At 61.6% G+C, this 16,855-nt stretch carries 18 protein-coding genes; 8 read left to right on the top strand and 10 right to left on the bottom strand.

What is annotated here, in order from left to right; translation table 11 throughout:
• Nucleotides 1–73: 73 nt before the first annotated feature.
• Both MOQ67_RS24935 and MOQ67_RS24930 read right to left on the bottom strand, forming a co-directional pair.
• Entirely contained in the window at nt 74–706 is a 633-nt protein-coding gene (locus tag MOQ67_RS24935; RefSeq protein WP_321848771.1) for a glutathione S-transferase family protein, read from the bottom strand.
• A 135-nt stretch (nt 707–841) separates the two neighbouring features.
• Nucleotides 842–1,873 (bottom strand): HTH-type transcriptional regulator GntR, encoded by a 1,032-nt coding sequence (locus MOQ67_RS24930; protein ID WP_253400432.1) that lies wholly within the window; start codon nt 1,871–1,873, stop codon nt 842–844.
• Nucleotides 1,874–2,086: 213 nt separating this feature from the next.
• On the opposite strand from MOQ67_RS24930, the gene MOQ67_RS24925 reads away from it, so the two are divergent.
• Together MOQ67_RS24925 and MOQ67_RS24920 are read left to right on the top strand one after the other, a co-directional pair.
• Nucleotides 2,087–2,620 carry a gluconokinase gene (locus MOQ67_RS24925; RefSeq protein WP_448675662.1) on the top strand — a complete coding sequence of 178 codons (534 nt, stop codon included), beginning with the start codon at nt 2,087–2,089 and terminating at the stop codon, nt 2,618–2,620.
• An 84-nt stretch (nt 2,621–2,704) separates the two neighbouring features.
• Nucleotides 2,705–4,057: a GntP family permease gene (locus MOQ67_RS24920; protein WP_321861768.1), complete on the top strand. Its 1,353-nt coding sequence runs from the start codon at nt 2,705–2,707 to the stop codon at nt 4,055–4,057.
• 79 nt (nt 4,058–4,136) lie between these two features.
• On the opposite strand, the gene alaC is transcribed toward MOQ67_RS24920, so the two are convergent.
• Complete coding sequence (gene alaC, locus MOQ67_RS24915; protein WP_253398350.1) at nt 4,137–5,354, bottom strand: alanine transaminase; 1,218 nt, start codon at nt 5,352–5,354, stop codon at nt 4,137–4,139.
• Between the two features lie 195 nt (nt 5,355–5,549).
• Here alaC and MOQ67_RS24910 point away from each other — a divergent pair, with 195 nt between their 5' ends.
• On the top strand, nt 5,550–6,029 hold the full coding sequence (locus tag MOQ67_RS24910) for a GyrI-like domain-containing protein (protein ID WP_253398348.1): 480 nt from the start codon (nt 5,550–5,552) through the stop codon (nt 6,027–6,029).
• Nucleotides 6,030–6,112: 83 nt separating this feature from the next.
• Here the strand turns inward: MOQ67_RS24910 and MOQ67_RS24905 are convergent, their stop codons facing one another.
• From MOQ67_RS24905 to MOQ67_RS24890, 4 genes are all read right to left on the bottom strand, one after another.
• Nucleotides 6,113–7,321, bottom strand: coding sequence for a type II toxin-antitoxin system HipA family toxin (locus MOQ67_RS24905; RefSeq protein WP_253398347.1), 1,209 nt, complete (start codon nt 7,319–7,321; stop codon nt 6,113–6,115).
• Complete coding sequence (locus MOQ67_RS24900) at nt 7,314–7,568, bottom strand: helix-turn-helix domain-containing protein (RefSeq protein ID WP_253398345.1); 255 nt, start codon at nt 7,566–7,568, stop codon at nt 7,314–7,316. The genes MOQ67_RS24905 and MOQ67_RS24900 overlap by 8 nt, the downstream gene beginning before the upstream one ends.
• A 48-nt stretch (nt 7,569–7,616) precedes the next feature.
• Nucleotides 7,617–8,126 (bottom strand): GNAT family N-acetyltransferase, encoded by a 510-nt coding sequence (locus MOQ67_RS24895; protein WP_448675661.1) that lies wholly within the window; start codon nt 8,124–8,126, stop codon nt 7,617–7,619.
• A 201-nt stretch (nt 8,127–8,327) separates the two neighbouring features.
• A complete protein-coding gene (locus MOQ67_RS24890; protein ID WP_253398340.1) occupies nt 8,328–9,182 on the bottom strand; it encodes a LysR family transcriptional regulator in 855 nt (284 codons plus the stop codon).
• An 88-nt stretch (nt 9,183–9,270) separates the two neighbouring features.
• Between MOQ67_RS24890 and MOQ67_RS24885 the strand changes: the two genes are divergently transcribed.
• The gene (locus MOQ67_RS24885) at nt 9,271–9,783 is read left to right on the top strand and encodes a multidrug/biocide efflux PACE transporter (RefSeq protein WP_448675660.1); all 513 of its coding nucleotides are present in this window, start codon (nt 9,271–9,273) and stop codon (nt 9,781–9,783) included.
• On the opposite strand, the gene MOQ67_RS24880 is transcribed toward MOQ67_RS24885, so the two are convergent.
• Nucleotides 9,682–10,440 (bottom strand): SDR family NAD(P)-dependent oxidoreductase, encoded by a 759-nt coding sequence (locus tag MOQ67_RS24880; RefSeq protein ID WP_448675659.1) that lies wholly within the window; start codon nt 10,438–10,440, stop codon nt 9,682–9,684. The genes MOQ67_RS24885 and MOQ67_RS24880 overlap by 102 nt on opposite strands.
• 105 nt (nt 10,441–10,545) lie before the next feature.
• Between MOQ67_RS24880 and MOQ67_RS24875 the strand changes: the two genes are divergently transcribed.
• Entirely contained in the window at nt 10,546–11,442 is an 897-nt protein-coding gene (locus tag MOQ67_RS24875; RefSeq protein WP_321848761.1) for a LysR family transcriptional regulator, read from the top strand.
• On the opposite strand, the gene MOQ67_RS24870 is transcribed toward MOQ67_RS24875, so the two are convergent.
• Complete coding sequence (locus MOQ67_RS24870) at nt 11,439–12,356, bottom strand: LysR family transcriptional regulator (protein ID WP_321848759.1); 918 nt, start codon at nt 12,354–12,356, stop codon at nt 11,439–11,441. The two genes, MOQ67_RS24875 and MOQ67_RS24870, sit on opposite strands and share 4 nt — an antisense overlap.
• Before the next feature lie 104 nt (nt 12,357–12,460).
• Between MOQ67_RS24870 and MOQ67_RS24865 the strand changes: the two genes are divergently transcribed.
• From MOQ67_RS24865 to MOQ67_RS24855, 3 genes are read left to right on the top strand one after another with little or no spacing between them, the layout of a single operon-like run.
• Complete coding sequence (locus tag MOQ67_RS24865; protein WP_253398330.1) at nt 12,461–13,219, top strand: 5-oxoprolinase subunit PxpA; 759 nt, start codon at nt 12,461–12,463, stop codon at nt 13,217–13,219.
• A gap of 56 nt (nt 13,220–13,275) precedes the next feature.
• The gene (locus MOQ67_RS24860) at nt 13,276–14,154 is read left to right on the top strand and encodes a 5-oxoprolinase subunit B family protein (protein WP_448675658.1); all 879 of its coding nucleotides are present in this window, start codon (nt 13,276–13,278) and stop codon (nt 14,152–14,154) included.
• Nucleotides 14,151–15,125 (top strand): 5-oxoprolinase subunit C family protein, encoded by a 975-nt coding sequence (locus MOQ67_RS24855; RefSeq protein ID WP_253398326.1) that lies wholly within the window; start codon nt 14,151–14,153, stop codon nt 15,123–15,125. The genes MOQ67_RS24860 and MOQ67_RS24855 overlap by 4 nt, the downstream gene beginning before the upstream one ends.
• A 62-nt stretch (nt 15,126–15,187) precedes the next feature.
• Here MOQ67_RS24855 and MOQ67_RS24850 read toward each other — a convergent pair whose 3' ends face one another.
• Entirely contained in the window at nt 15,188–16,804 is a 1,617-nt protein-coding gene (locus tag MOQ67_RS24850) for an inorganic phosphate transporter (RefSeq protein WP_448675657.1), read from the bottom strand.
• Between the last annotated feature and the right edge of the window lie 51 nt (nt 16,805–16,855).

Raw genomic sequence — 16,855 nt, 5'->3', positions numbered from 1 at the left:
CCGATGGGCGGTACGAAGCGAGCGTTTTGCTGTCGCAGGCCCCGGTGCGGCGCAGTACGTTGAGTTCTTGGGCTTAGTCGTGACCGTCGAGGGCGAAGGTCTTAAAGCCGGCATGCTGGCCGAGGTGCTGGTAATACGCCGCAACCGCCGGGTAGAGCGGGCGTTCCATGGGGGTCATCTGCCAGCGATGAACCGAGAGGCCGATGAGGATATCGGCCAGGGTGAATTCGTCGCCGGCCACGTAGGCGCCGGTCTTTGCCAACTGTTGTTCCAGCAGGCCCATCTTGTCGTTCCAGGCTTGTACGCCGGCTTTGATGCGTTGCGGGTCCTGATGGTCGGGGCTGTTGCGCACCAGGGCCTGGAAGGCATAGCCCCAGGAAGGGTTGAGCTCGGTGGCTTGCCAGTCCATCCACTGTTCGACCCGGGCGCGGGGTGCGGGGTCGAGAGGCAGCAGGTCGTGGCGTTGGTAGAGGCTGACGAGGTAACGACAAATGGTGTTGGATTCCCACAACACGCCGTGGTCGTCGATCAGCACCGGCACTTGGGCGTTGGGGTTCAGGGCAAGGAATTCGGCGGATTGGGTCGGCTTGAAGCCGATGCCCCAGTCTTCGCGCACGTAGTCGATGCCCAGTTCCTGGCAGGTCCAGAGCACTTTGCGCACGTTGATGGAAGAGGCGCGCCCCAAGATTTTCAGTGAGTGTCCCATGGTGCTTCCCTGGCAGTGGAGAACAGTCAATCTAGCAGGGGAGGGGGATGACGGCGAGGATGTTAAGCGCGCACGGTCAAACGGTGGGAGCAGGCAAGGCGCTTTGCGCAATGCCAGTCGCGTCCTACAAGCGTCCTACGTACTTTCCCGCACCTGCAACTCAAATCCCATGTCCACCACCGGCTTGGCGATCTTGTTACCCGCCATGATCGTCAGCAAATGCTCCGCCGCGCGCCGACCAATGGCCTCGCGTGGCGTGCTGATGCTACTCAGGCGCGGCACCATGAACGAGGACGCTGGCAGGTCGTTGAAGCCCAGCACGGCCACGCGCGCCGGTACGTTGATGCCGTGACGCAGGGCTTCGAGCAGCGCACCCTGGGCCAGGTCGTCGTTGCCGAAGAAGATCGCATCCACATCCGGATGCGCCGCCAGCAACTGCAGGAACAGTTCGCCGCCCAGGCCCACGGAGGAGGGGCGTGGCGTCAACAGTTCCAACGCCGGGTCGTACAGGCCGGCCTGTTGCAGCGCACGCCGGAAGCCTTCGCCGCGCAGCAAGGTGCGTTGGTCCAGTTGCGCGCCGATATACGCCAGGCGCTTGCGCCCCCGCGAGATCAAATGCGCTGCCGCTGTCTCACCCGCCGCCAACTGCGAAAAGCCCACACAGTTCACGCCCGCGTTGGGGTCCAGATCCATCATGTACACGCACGGCACATTACTGGCCTCGACCATTCGTCGCGCGCTTTCGGTCCGATCGAACCCGGTCAGCAGCAAACCCCGTGGCTGATAGGCCATGTAGTTGCGCAGCAGGGTCTCTTCTTCGTCGCGCGAATAGTGGGAGTTGCCGATCAGTACTTCAAAGCCCTTGGGCCGCAGCACCTGATGGATGGCTTCGAGGGTTTCGATAAACAGCAGGTTGGACAGCGACGGCACCAGCACCACCACCGAATGGCTCTGGGCCGAGGCCAGGGCGCGGGCGGCGGGGTTGACCACGTAGTTCAGCTCGGCGGCGGCCCGTTGCACTTTTTCCACCAGTTCGGTGGCCACGGTGCTGATGCCACGCAAGGCGCGGGAGGCGGTAATCGGGCTGACGCCGGCCAGGCGGGCGACTTCATTGAGGGTCGGACGACCCGTGGTGCGCGTATTTTTATCGTTCTTGGAGGTCATCAGGCGGCTTGCCAAACAAAAATCGAGGCACTAAGGTAGCGCTGTCTCCAAACGGCTGCAAATGCTTGAGTGCTGGGTTGCCTGATCCGGTTCAAACGCTTGGAGCGGATGCACGCGTCACTCCATAAAAAAAGACAAGACGGCGCGGGAAAAGCCTGTTTTTGCACTAGCCTTACAGCGTGCAAAGGTAGCGCTATCTGCGTCCTGAGGTGTTTCATGAGTCAACCTGTTACTGCCCTGGTCATCATGGGTGTTGCCGGCTGTGGCAAGACCAGCGTCAGCGAGGCCCTCTGCCGCCTGAACGGTGCCACGCCCATTGAAGGCGACAGCTTTCACCCCGCCGCGAACATCGAAAAAATGAGCGCCGGCCACCCCCTCGACGACAACGACCGCGCCGGCTGGCTCGACATCCTGTGCGATGAATTGCGCCGTTCGCTCAAGGCCGGTGAACACCCGGTGCTCACCTGTTCCGCGCTGAAAAAGAAATACCGCGACCACCTGCGCGAAGCTGCGCCGGGCCTGGGCTTTGTATTTCTGGAGCTGAGCCGCGAAGTCGCCGCCGACCGCGTGTCCCATCGCCCCGGCCATTTCATGCCGGCCAGCCTGATCGACAGCCAGTTCGCCACCCTTGAATCGCCCATCGGCGAGCCGCTGACCCTGGCCCTCAATGCCAGCGAAGACAGCGTCAAGGCGTTGGCCGAGCAAACCCATGCCTGGTGGCTCAAACACGGTTTTGAACCTACTCGTTAATTTTTTGCCGGATAAGATAGCGCTATCCCTGGCGACAAATTCAACACTGGCTTTAATAACAACAACAAACAGGAGAGACCCCCCATGTTTGGCATGTCCCACGAGTCCTACCTGCTGCTTGATGCAGTGGTCACTATCATTGGTCTGATCTTTTTGATCACCAAGTTCAAGGTTCACCCGTTTATCGCGTTGATCATCGCCGCAGGCTTCCTCGGCCTGACCTCGGGCATGCCGGTGGACAAGATCATCAAGGCCTTCCAGGACGGCTTCGGCGGGGTGCTCGGCTTTGTCGGCATCATCCTCGCGCTGGGTACGATGCTCGGCAAGATGATGGCCGAATCCGGCGGTGCCGATCAGATCGCCCAGACCCTGATCCGCGCCTTCGGCAAGGAAAAGGTCCAGTGGGCAATGATGTTCGCCGCGTTCCTGGTAGGCATCCCGCTGTTCTTCGAGATCGGCTTTGTGTTGCTGATCCCGCTGGTGTTTATCGTCGCGCGCCGCACTGGCGTGTCGCTGATCAAGATCGGCATCCCGTTGCTCGCCGGCCTGTCGGCGGTCCACGGCCTGGTGCCACCGCACCCGGGGCCGCTGCTGGCCATCGGCGTGTTTGGCGCGGACATCGGCAAGACCATTCTGTACGGCCTGATCGTCGCGCTGCCGACCGCCATCATCGCCGGCCCGATCTTCGGCACGTTCATCGCCAAGTACATCCCGGGCAATCCGTCCCAGGAACTGGTCGACCAACTGGCCCGCGAGTCGGAGCACAAGACGCTGCCGAGCTTCAGCATCACCCTGATCACCGTGCTGCTGCCGGTGTTCCTGATGCTGCTCAAAACCTTCGCCGACATCGCCTTGGCCGACGGTCATGTGGTGCGCAACTGGATGGACATGATCGGTCACCCGATCAGCGCCCTGCTGCTCGCGTTGTTGCTGTCGCTGTACACCTTTGGCCATCGCCAGGGCATACACGCCAAGCAAATCCTCAAGCTGCTCGACGCCAGCCTGGCGCCGACTGCCGCGATCATCCTGATCATTGGTGCCGGTGGTGGTTTCAAACAGATGCTGGTGACCAGCGGCGTGGGCGACGTGATCGGCCATATGGCGGTGAACGCGCAGATCAACCCGATCCTGCTGGCGTGGCTGGTGGCGGCGGTGATTCGTATTGCCACCGGTTCGGCGACGGTCGCGACCATCACTGGCGCAGGCATCGTGGTGCCGGTGGTGGGGATGATTCCGGGGGTTAACCGCGAGCTACTGGTGTTGGCGACGGGGGCGGGTTCGTTGATCCTGTCTCACGTCAACGATGCGGGGTTCTGGCTGGTGAAGCAGTACTTCAACATGACTGTGGCCGAGACGTTCAAGACCTGGACGGCGATGGAGACCATTCTGTCGGTGGTGGCGCTGATTTTCATCATGTTGCTGTCGTTGGTGGTGTGACAGACACACCATAAGGCAAGGGTGCAAACCCAATGCAAATGTGGGAGGGGGCAAGCCCCCTCCCACATGTTTGACCGAGTTAGACGCCGGTTTTTGGTAAGAGCCCATCCGCCCGGAACATCCCGCGAATCCCGCGCACCGCCTGGCGAATCCGGTCCTGGTTCTCGATCAGCGCAAAGCGCACGTGATCGTCGCCATATTCACCAAAGCCAACCCCTGGCGATACGCAGACCTTGGCTTCGAGCAGCAGCTTCTTGGCAAATTCCAGCGAACCCATGGCGGCATACGCCTCGGGAATCTTCGCCCAGACGTACATCGACGCCTTGGGATTCTCCACCATCCAGCCCAGTTCATGCAGGCCCTTGACCAGCACATTGCGGCGCTGGCGGTACTGCTCGGCGATGTCTTTCACGCACTGTTGGTCGCCTTCCAGTGCGGCAATCGCCGCAACTTGCAGCGGGGTGAAGGTGCCGTAGTCGTGGTAACTCTTGATCCGCGCCAGGGCGTTGACCAGTTCCGCATTGCCCACCATGAAACCAATGCGCCAGCCAGCCATGTTGTAGCTTTTGGACAGGGTGAAGAACTCCACCGCAATGTCCTTGGCGCCCGGCACCTGCATGATCGACGGGGCTTTCCAGCCGTCGTAGACGATGTCGGCGTAGGCCAGGTCATGCACCACCAGCACGTCGTACTGTTTGGCCAGGGCGATCACCCGCTCGAAGAAATCCAGCTCCACGCACTGCGCGGTCGGGTTGGACGGGAACCCCAGGATCATCATCTTCGGCTTGGGAATCGAACCGCGAATCGCCCGTTCCAGCTCGGCGAAAAAGTCCACGCCCGGAATCAACGGCACCGAACGCACCTGGGCGCCGGCAATCACGGCACCATAGATATGAATCGGGTAGCTCGGGTTGGGCACCAGCACGGTGTCGCCCTGGTCCAGGGTGGCCAGCATCAAGTGCGCCAGGCCTTCCTTGGAACCGATGGTGACGATGGCTTCCGACTCGGGGTCGATATCCACTTCATAACGGTCTTTGTACCAGCGCGAAATCGCCCGGCGCAGGCGCGGAATGCCCTTGGAGGTGGAGTAACCGTGGGTGTCTTCACGCTGGGCGACGGTGACCATTTTCTCCACGATGTGCGGTGGGGTCGGGCCGTCAGGATTACCCATGCTCAAGTCGATGATGTCTTCGCCGCGCCGACGCGCAGCCATCTTCAGCTCGGCAGTGATATTGAAAACGTAGGGGGGGAGTCGATCTATGCGCGCAAAGCGGCGCGGCGAACCTTGGTCGGCCATTGTTGCCTCGAGAGTACGTAAGCGCCCGGAACCGTCCGAGCGACGTCGGCCACTGCGGTGGCCTGCGGGCAGACAATACGGTCGATGATGGCCAGTTGTCCAGATACGTAGGAAAAAATTCTACATGGAGTGCAGTCTGGATATACCCCTATACTCGATACGGGTTTGTTCCCTCATAAGAAGGAGACTGTTCAGATGGATCAGCAGACACAACAACCGTTAGAGCCGCGCATGGAAGAGGGCAAGGCCCTGGTGATCGCTGGGGTGCAGGGGCGCTATTCAAAGGCCACCGTGGGGGATATTCCCAAGTTGTGGGGGGTGTTTGACGAGAGCGTCAAATACATCAAAAAGCGTGTAGGCGGTTTTACCTACGGGGTTTGCCATAACCCGAAACACGATGAGTTCGACTACCTCGCCGGGGTTGAAGTACCGGCCAAGGGCGATGCGCCGAGTAATTTTAAGTCCATCGAAATCCCGGCGCATCGCTACGCCGTATTCCCGCACTACGGCCCGGTACAGGCGTTACCGCAGACCTACGAGCGGATCATGTTCGAATGGTTGCCGCACTCCGGCTACACAATCGCCGGCCCGGATTTTGAGCGGTACAGCGCGGATTTTGATGTAAGTAAAGGCCTCGGCACTGTAGAGGTCTGGTTGCCGGTAGCGCCTGAATAGGGGCTCCCACTGTAGGCGCGAGCAAGAACCTGGCGTCGCTCGCTCCTGCGAGGGGCTGCAATCGCGAATGACGAAGGTTGTGTTCAACCGCCAAAACTCAGTTGGTAGCCCTGAGAGGATTGCCGTATGGCTTTCGCAACATCAGGTGCTAATCGGCAGTAATCGTCTTCACGCTTAAGCACGATCTCAAGGGTTTGCAGCAGTGCTTGAATACGTTCTTCAGGCTTTTCGACTTCGCAGGTTCTTGCAAACTCGAGGATGCCCAGACGTGAAGCGAAAAAGGACTTGTTGCCGACCATGTCCAATGCGAGCGTGTCGTCGGGAATGTACGCCGTGGTATTCACAATGTCGTAAGCCGGTGCTAGTCGTGTATCGGCGTTGACCGGGTCGTTGTAGAGCACGCCGAAATTCTTCAGATGCGCATCACCGTTGCCCACTATGCAACTGAGCGCCACGCTGTCGAATAATTGGTCGAGCGAGCTGCGTTGATGGGCAGGTGAACAGAAGACACGCACAGCCTTGGCCATAGCGCCGTAGCTCTTGGTGTATTTTTGCTCGGCAGACAGGCCCATCAGCGTGGTCATATCTTCGAAGCCCAGTGGGTTGAGCTGCTCGTCCCGATCAAAGCGTCGCATGATGAAGAGTTTCTGGTTCTGCGACAGGTAAAACGGTGGTGTGGGTATGCCTGCATCCCTGGCGATGGACATGCACAGGTACTCATTGATGGCCAACCCCGGAAACTCGTCGCGCCCGCTCTTGATAATCAGGTCATTGGTTTTCGAGGTGACTCTCTGCTCGGGCGTTTGACGTTTTTCGGGCACCAGTACTTTGGGTTGTACGCCAGAAATGCCTGCTCGCAAGATGTAGCGATCCACCAGGTCAGCGAACAGATCTTCCGTGCCGTCCCAGGCGAGAATCTCGTCGAGGTTCTCGCCACTCGAAGGAGGGCTGTTACGTTGGATCAACTCGCTCACTTGATCCGAGCAGACGAAAACCCGGCCAATGGGTGCGCTGCTACCTGACAACGCAAGCAGCAACATTGGGTCGACTTTCACCGTCTTGGCGAGACGATTGCGCAACTGCTCAAGCACGTAACCTTCCGGCAGATTCATCTGGAAGATGGGGTGCAAGTCTCTACGACGATACTCATCCACGCGAACGGGCATCGAGAGGCTTATTGCGCTTTGTGCCTTTGCTTTGTCGCTGTATCGGAACAGATAGTCGTCGGCGCTTACCCGCACGCTTCCACTCTCGCCTTGAGGGGTATGAACGCGCAGAGTGGGGCTATTCATTGAACAAGTCCTCCAGTTCCTCCAAGGTCGGCATGGTCACGGGCACTAATTTGATCTCGCTGCCCAACGCCGCAATCACACGGGCATAGGCATTGATGGAAACCGAGAGGCTGCCTTTTTCGATTTCAATAAGTTTTTGCCGGGTAATTCCCGACAGCTTTGCCAGGTCCACCTGTTTATAGCCACGATTGAGGCGCATGGAGCGGATTTGTTTGCCGAGTCGTTGGGTGATAACTGAAATGTCCATGTAGCGTATTCATTACTTTAGATTTGATAGGTTATGTATACGTTACATTTAAGGTGTGTCAAGACCATCCCGACCAAACCCCCAACTCAACCTGCGCTCATACCCAACCCGCGCTTTATACGCCTCCCCGCGATCCACCCAGCCAAGCCCGAGGTACAAGCCCATCGCCGCGACGTTGTGGGTGTCCACCGACAATTCCAGCGCCTTGATCTGCGGCCAGGCCTGAAGCGCGGCGTCGGGTAGCGCCTGCAAGCAGGCTTTGCCAAATCCCCGGCCCTGCTGGGTTCGGTCCACCTGTAACGCGTGCAGCGTGGCGCTGTGTGCATCGGCCCAATGGGGCAGGCACGGCGGGCGCTTGAGCAGAAGGAAGGCCACGGGAATATCGTCGGCCAGCAGCACGAAGCCCTTGACGCCGGGGCTTGGGTTGACCAGCAGGGTGTTGAGTGCGCAATACATGTCGCCGCAAAACGGCAACTGCTCAGGGTGAACTTCGATGGCGCCGACTTGCTGCGTTTGCACAGCATTCAGCGCCTCGTAGGCGACAAGGCGGGTTTGCATCGGAGTGTCCGAACGGCTGCAAAGAAGGGCGCAGTCTATCGGGTTTGCACCGTGCGAAATGGGTTTTCAGTGGGGTGTTTGCCGCAGTCACTGGCGGCGGAACGTGCGGGAGTGGTGATCCGCGAATGGCACCTGCTGGCACCGACGCGCCGCAATTATCCACAGCCCTCCCACCGTTTGATCGGCATGGCCTGGACGGGCTCAGTCGAGCATCTTGCCCAACAACCAACTCCCCGCCGGCCCCGGCGGATGCTGCCGCGACCACAGCGCATCCACCGCCACCGAGCGCGGCCAACTGCGCGCCTTGAGTTCGACCAACTGGCCACCGCCAAAACGCTCCACCAGCCAGCGCGGAATCGGCGCCCAGCCAAACCCCAACTGCGCCATCTCCATCAGCATCAGATAACTGGGCGCCGACCACACCCGTCCGGCTGCCCGGGTTTCGTTGGGGTTGATGATGCTCGCCAGGCGCAGTTCCCGGTGTTGTTGCAAGGCCTGGACGCTGATGTTGTCCTGCTGCGCCAACGGGTGTTTGGGCGAGACGAACAGCGCGATTTCCGTGCGTTCTTCAACCGGTGAACAGGTCAGGTCCGGCGGATAGGTTTCCTGCTTCTCGATAAACGCGATCTGCGCCCGGCCGCTTTGCACCAGGGCGATCAAGTCATCGCATTCGGCGATCAAACATTCCAGTTCAAGGTCCGGGTAGCGCTGTTCAAAGGCACTGAGGGCGATCTCGAATCGGTCGGACTGGTAAGTATCGGACATGGCGATACTCAGCTTCGGCTCCAACCCCTGGGATAGCTGGCTCGCCGCCAATTCCAGCCGACTGCTCGCCTCCAGCACCTGCTCGGCACGTTGCAGCAGCACATGGCCGGCGGCGGTCAGCGTTGGCTTGCGGCTGCTGCGGTCGAACAGCAGCACATCGAGGTCAATCTCCAGGCTCGCCACCGCCGCGCTGACGGTGGATTGGCTCTTGCCCAACTTGCGCGCCGCCGCCGAAAACGAGCCTTGGGTCGCGGCCTGAACAAAGGCCTGGAGCACTTCATGGGAGGCCATGACTATCGCCTTGATCGATGGTTATTGATTATGAAGTATCGATACAAAGCGCAATGATGGCAACCACAGTCACTCACGGAGCCGGGTCATGAACCCTACCAAGTCGATTACTGAACGCGTGTGCCAGGCCATCGGTTTCGAGGCCCTGGCGTTGTTGATCTGCACGCCGTTGCTGGCGTGGATCATGGACAAGCCCGCCGTGGAAATGGGCATGGTCACCCTGGCGATCAGCCTGATGGCGCTGACCTGGAACGTGATTTTCAACGGCCTGTTCGACCGCCTCAAGGCACGCCTGCAACTGGCCAACAACAGCTGGACCCGGGTGCTGCACGCCTTACTGTTTGAAGGCGGGCTGGTCCTGGTGTGCGTGCCGTTGATTGCCGCGTGGCTGAACATCAGCCTGCTGCAGGCGTTTATCCTCGATATCGGCGTGTTGCTGTTTTTCCTGCCGTACACCTACGTGTACCACTGGGGCTACGACGTGGTGCGCGAAAAGCTCCTACAGAAACATGCCGCCCGACGCCTCGATCCGCTGGCCGGTGATCCAGTGGCTGCCGTCCGCCAGCAGGCTGGCAATGGCCCCGCCGATATCATCCGGTAACCCGGCGCGGCCCAGGGCGGTGTTGTTGGCGACCATCGCGTTAAGGTTGGCGTTGTCGCGCACGGCGGCGCCGCCGAAGTCGGTTTCGATGGCGCCCGGCGCGAGGATATTCACGCTGATACCGCGCGCGCCGAGTTCTTTGGCCTGGTAGCGGGTCAGCACTTCCATGGCGCCTTTCATCGCCGCATACGCGGCATAGCCGGGCAGGCTGAAACGGGCGAGGCCGCTGGAGATATTGAGGATGCGGCCACCGTCACGGATCAGCGGCAGCAGTTTCTGGGTCAGGAAAAACGGGCCTTTGAATTGAATCGCGACCAGTTGGTCGAACTGCGCTTCGCTGGTCTCGGCAAAGCTGGCGTGGATGCCGATGCCGGCGTTGTTGATCAGAAAGTCGAAGTCATCCCGTGCGAAAACACGCTTGAGCACGCCGGCCACTTCCTCGACGAACGCGTCGAAGCTTGCGCTCTGGCTCACATCCAGTTGCAGCATGGCGGCGCGGCCGCCCCATTGTTCGATCTGCGCGACCACCGCCTGGGCCTCATCCGCCTGGCTGTGGTAAGTGCCGATGATATCCACGCCTTGGGCGGCCAGGCGCAGCGCGGCGCTTCTACCCAGGCCGCGGCTGGCGCCGGTGATCAGTGCGATTTTACGGGTCATGGTGCAGTCCTCTGAGGTGATCGAGGGAATGAGTGTATTTGTCCGCCTGTAACGTGATAAACAGCGGTAAAGCGAAATCACTGGCCGGATAAGGCGAACAATCCCATGAACAAACTGGAGTTGCTGCGCACCTTCGTGCGCGTCACCGAATTGTCGAGTTTTACCCGCGCCGGCGAGAGCCTGGGCCTGCCGCGTTCCACCGTGTCCGAGCATGTGCAGGCGCTGGAAGAACTGCTCGGCGCGCGCCTGTTGCAGCGCACCACGCGCAAGGTGCAGGCGACCCAGGACGGTCGCGTGCTGTATGAGCGTAGCAAGGACTTGCTCGCGCACATGGAGGAACTGGAAGGCTTGTTTCGTCAGGACGAAACACAACTGACCGGGCGCATTCGGGTGGACCTGCCGACCATGATGGCGCGGGATTTGATCCTGCCGCGCCTGCCGCACTTCATGGACGCGCACCCGTTGATCGAGCTGGAAATCAGCACCACCGACCGTCAGGTCGACCTGCTGGCCGAGGGGTTCGATTGCGTGCTGCGCGTCGGTGCGCAGCCAGACCAGTCGGTGGTCGCGCGGTTGTTGTGCAGCATGCCGATGATCAACTGCGTGAGCGCCGGCTACCTGCAGCGCTATGGCGTGCCGCAGACCCTGGCAGACCTGGCCGACCACCACTTGGTGCATTACGTGCGCCCGCTGGGTTCGCGCTCGGCGGGGTTCGAATACCTGCAGGGCAACAAGGTGCAGCGCCTGCCCATGGCCGGGCGGGTCACGGTCAACAGCACCGATGCCTACAAGTCCGCCTGCCTGGGCGGCTTCGGGATCATCCAGGTGCCGGCCCTGGGCATTGGCGATCAATTGGCTAGTGGCGAACTGGTGGCGGTCCTGCCGGATTACCCGGCGCCGCCGTTGGACGTGTCCCTGCTCTACGCCGGGCAGCGCCATTTACCGCTGCGGGTGCGGGTGTTCATGGACTGGTTGGCCGCGACGCTGCAAGCCCAGCTCTAACGCCGCGCCGACAACTGCTGCGGGGCCAGGAAGGCGTCGTGGAAGTAGTCCCGGAACGCCTGCATCGCCGGGGTGAATGCGCGCTCGCGGTGCCAGGCCAGGCCGACGCTCATGGGCGTCACCGGGTCGGTCACGGTCAGGGTTTCGATGCGCTTGCCTTCCAGGGACCAGGGCCGATGCACCAGGTCCGACAGGATCGCCACGCCGCTGCCATTGGCGACCATGCTGCGCACCGCTTCCACCGAACTGGTGCGCAGCCGCACCTGGGGCGTTTGCCCGGCCTGTTCCCAGTAGCGCATGGCACTGTGTTCGGCCTCATCGACGGTCAGCAGGATGTAGGGCTCACGGGCCACATCCGCCAGGCTGACGGCGCCGCGTTCACACAGCGGGTGATGGCTGGGCAGCCACAGGCGGCGTTCGGAGTTGAAGAGAATTTCCGAGACGATGTCCGGGTGAGTGAGGTTGGCGGTGAGCACCACGGCCATGTCGAACTGGCCGTCGAGCAGGCCGTGTTCGATGGCCTGGCGCTCCTGCTCGAACACCTCGATGGTCACGTCCGGGTGCCAGTGTTCCATGCGCTGCAGGTGGTGCGGCAGGAAGTAACCGAGCACCGTGTAGCTGGCGGCGACCCGCAGCACGCCGCTGGCGCGGTAGTCAGGCAGCGGGCTGTTCAGCGCGTCGTCGACACTGCGCACGATCACATAGGCGCGGTTGAGAAAGTGCCGCCCGGCGTCGGTCAGGTTCATGCCGTGCGCGGTGCGCACGAACAACTGCACGCCGAGCATCGCCTCCAGTTCTTTGATCGCCGTGGTCACGGCCGACTGGGAGATGTTCAGGTGAATCGCTGCCTGGGAAATCTGGCCGATCTCGGCGGTGGCGACGAAGTAGCGGATTTGGCGCAAGGTCAGCGACATGGCGATATCTGTTTTTCAGAAGATAGGTCATCTGATAATAGATCTTCCCAAGGGGTCAAGCCGCAGCCTACTTTTCAGCATCACCTTTGGCGGAGCGCCTTTTCATGCGGGCAGTGGATTTCAATTCAGACATGGGCGAAGGATTCGGCCCCTGGACCATCGGCGATGGCGTCGATTCGGAGCTGATGGCCTATATTAGCTCGGCCAATATCGCCACCGGCTTCCACGCCGGCGATCCCGGCACCATGCGCCGCACCGTCGCACGCGCCAAGCAACTGGGGGTCGCCATCGGCGCTCATCCGGGCTTTCGTGACCTGGTGGGCTTCGGTCGCCGCCATATTCACGCGCCGGCCCAGGAACTGGTGGACGACATGCTCTACCAGCTCGGCGCCCTGCGCGAAATCGCCCGCGCCCAGGGCGTGCCCCTGCAACACATCAAGCCCCACGGCGCGCTCTACATGCACCTGGCCCGCGATGAAGACGCCGCGCGGCTGTTGGTGCAAAACCTGCAAGTCATCGAGCCGACGCTGTTGCTGTACTGCATGCCGAATTCAGTGATCTGGCGCATTGCCAAGGAACTGGGGCAGCCGGTGGTGCGCGAGTTTTACGCCGACCGCGAGTACGACCTGAGCGGCTCCATCGTGTTCACCCGCACAGTGCGCGCGCTGGACCCTGCCACCGTCGCGGCGCGGGTCCTACGGGCTTGTCAGACGGGTCTTGTACGCACCGTAGAAGGCGAAGACCTGTTTATCGAATTCGATTCCATCTGCCTGCACAGCGACACCCCCGGCGCCCTGGAATTGGTCGAAGCGACCCGTGAAGCCCTGGACCAAGCGGGCATTGTGGTCAGAACACCCAAATAAGATCGAACCGACACTTTTTTGCCTGCCTTTCTATAACGATTCCAAGAGGAACAGACATGGCTGAAACGCCCCCCATCCGCTACAGCTTCGGCGCCGATGAACACCTGTTCGCCGAGGTCAGCGACAGCATGTCCCTGCAGGCCTTTTTCAAAGGCATGGCCGTGACCCGCGCCGTGGAACGCCTGGCGTTGGACGGTGTGCTGGATGTATGCCTGGCCAACGCCTCCTTCCAGATCCGCTTCGACCCGGACCGCATTGCGCCCCATGTGCTGCTCGACGCGGTGCAAAGCGCCGAAGCCCAGGCCGTGGCCGAACGCACCTTGCACACGCGCATCATCGAAATCCCGGTGCTCTACAACGACCCCTGGACCCACGAAACCTTGATGCGCTTTCGCGACCGCCATCAAGACCCCAGCGGCACCGATCTGGAATACGCAGCGCGGATCAACGGCCTGGCCGATGTCGACGCCTTCATCGCGGCCCACAGTGGCGCGCCGTGGTTTGTGTCGATGGTCGGCTTTGTCGCGGGCTTGCCGTTCATGTTCCAGATGGTCGAGCGCGAACGGCAGTTGCAGGTGCCCAAGTACCTGCGCCCGCGCACCGACACGCCGAAACTGACCCTCGGCCATGGCGGCTGCTTTGGTTGTATCTACTCGGTGCGCGGCGCCGGTGGCTACCAGATGTTCGGCGTCACCCCGGCCCCGATCTACGACCCGGCGCAGCAGTTGGCCTACCTCAAGGACCACATGGTGTTCTTCCGGCCGGGCGACATTGTGCAGTTCAAACCGATTGACCGTGCGGCCTACGACCTAGCCGTCGCCGAGGTCGACGCAGGACGTTTCGACCTGCGCATCCGCCCGCTGGAATTTTCCCTGGATGCGTTTCTCGCCGACCCCATCGGCTACCCGAAAACCCTGCAGGAGGCGCTGGCATGATCAAGGTGCTCAAACCCGGCCTCGCCACCTCCGTGCAGGATCTTGGCCGCGAAGGCTACTACCACTTGGGCATTCCGCCATCGGGCGCGTTGGACCAGTACGCGCTGAGCGCGGCCAACCATTTGGTGGGCAACCCGCCGGGCGCGGCCGGCCTCGAATGCACGCTGATCGGCCCCGAGCTGGAATTTCAAGCGGACGCCTTGGTCGCACTCAGCGGCGCCTTGATGTCGCCGCACCTGGACGGTGAAGTGGTCCACCAGGACACCGCGTTCCACGTGCGCGCCGGGCAGGTGTTGCGCTTTGAATTTCCCAAGGCCGGTGCGCGCGCTTATCTGGCGGTCGCCGGCGGCATCGACGTGCCGTTGGTGCTCGGCAGTCGCTCGACCTACACCCTCGGCGCACTCGGCGGTTTTCACGGGCGGCGCTTGCAGGCGGGGGATGAGCTGCCTATTGGCGAGCCCACTGGGCAGGGGCGGGCGGGCAACAGTTTACCGATGGCCTTGCGCCGTTCAGTTGGCGGCGATGTGACCTTGCGCGTGGTGCCCGGCCTGTATTACGAACGCCTGACGGCGGCGGCCAAAAGCAGCTTTTTTGCCGAGCCGTGGACGGTGGGTTCCGAGGCGGACCGTATCGGCTATCGCTTCAAGGGCGGCAGTGCATTGAGCTTTCAGCCACGGGAGCAGCCGTTTGGTGCGGGGTCCGATCCGTCGAACATCGTCGACAGTTGCTACCCGATCGGCTCGATCCAGGTGCCGGCCGGGCTGGAGCCGATTGTGCTGCATCGGGACGCGGTGTCGGGCGGTGGCTACGCGATGATCGGCACGGTGATCAGTGCGGACCTGGACTTGATCGGGCAGATGCAGCCGAACCAGCGGGCGGGGTTTGTCGCGGTCAGCCTGGAGCAGGCGTTGGAGGCGCGGCGGGTGTACAAGAAGCGCTTGAAGGCAATGGCCGGACTCTTCAGTACCTGAAACACCACCAAACAAAATGTGGGAGGGAGCAAGCTCCCTCCCACATTTGATTCTGCGGTGTGTCAGAAGATCTGGGTGAACAGCCAGTACAGGCTACCCGACAGCAGAATCGCCGCCGGCAACGTCAACACCCAGGCCATCAGCAAATTGCGGATGGTCTTCATCTGCAAACCCGCACCGTTCGCCACCATGGTACCCGCCACGCCGGACGACAACACATGGGTGGTCGACACCGGCAAGCCGAACATATCCGCGGCGCCAATGGTCAGCATCGCCACCGTCTCGGCCGAGGCGCCTTGGGCATATGTCAGGTGTGTCTTGCCGATCTTCTCGCCCACGGTCACCACGATGCGCTTCCAGCCGACCATGGTCCCGAGCCCCAGCGCGATGGCCACGGCGATCTTCACCCACAGCGGAATAAAGCGCGTGGAGTTGTCGATCTGCTGCTTGAACAATTGCAGCTTGCCTTGGGTGTCGGCGTCGAAATTGCCGACCTTGGCCTTGTCCATCAAGCGGATGGTTTCGCTGGTCAGGTACATGTCGTTACGCACGTTGCGGACGGCCTCGGCGGGGACTTTGGCCAAAGAACCGTAGCCTTTGACTTCGTCACCGATCTGGCCGGCGAGGGCGGCGAGGGCCGGGATCAACTCGGGCGTGGCGTCCTTGGTGCGCACGTAGGTCGAGAGGATGGGGCGCGGGTCGCCCGGCAGCGCTTGCGGCGCGCTTTTCATCAGTGCGACCTGGGTCACTTCGGCCACCGCGGCAAACTGCAGCGATTGTTCGGCGGGCATGGCGCGGTTCAGCGCATACGCCATTGGCAGGGTGCCGACCAGGATCAGCATGATCAGGCCCATGCCTTTTTGCCCGTCGTTGGAGCCGTGGGCGAACGACACGCCGGTGCAGGTGACGATCAGCATGCCGCGAATCCACCACGGCGGCGGGGTGTCGCCTTTCGGCGCCTTGTACAGTGCGCGGTTTTTCACGAACGCGCGCAAGGCCAGCACCAGCAACGCGGCAAACGCGAAGCCGATCAGCGGCGAGAGCAGCAGGGCATAACCGATCTTGATCGCCTGGCTCCAGTCCACGCCGCTGGTGCCATCACGCCCGTGCATCAGGGCATTGGCCACGCCGACGCCGATGATCGAACCGATCAGGGTGTGGGAGGACGAGGCCGGCAGGCCGAGCCACCAGGTGCCGAGGTTCCACAGGATCGCCGCGATCAGCAGGGCGAAGATCATCGCGAAACCGGCCGAGGAACCCACCTGCAAAATCAGCTCGACCGGCAACAGGGCAATGATGCCGAACGCCACTGCGCCGCTGGAGAGCAGTACCCCGAGGAAGTTGAAAAAACCCGACCACAGCACCGCGAATTGCGGCGGCAGCGAGTTGGTGTAGATCACCGTCGCCACGGCGTTGGCAGTGTCGTGGAAGCCGTTGACGAATTCGAAACCCAGGGCAATCAGCAGTGCCACGCCCAGCAGCAGGAACGGCGTCCAGGTGGTGACCACCGTGCCCAATTCGCGCATGTCATGCATCAGGCTGTAGGCGGTGAACAACAGGCCCATGGCGAGCACGGCGAAGAAGATGATCACCGTTACCAGTCCGGGTTTTTTGTCCAGCCTGGGTTGGGTATCAACGGATGACGTATGCGTTGAAGCAGTCAGGGAAGGGGTGGCCATGCCGCAGCATCCAGTATCGGGGAGGATGTCGCCCATGATCATTGCAGAATG

This window comes from Pseudomonas sp. LY-1 (assembly GCF_053502595.1).
Note: the sequence above shows the minus strand (reverse complement) of the source record. Positions and strands in the feature narration are given on the sequence as shown.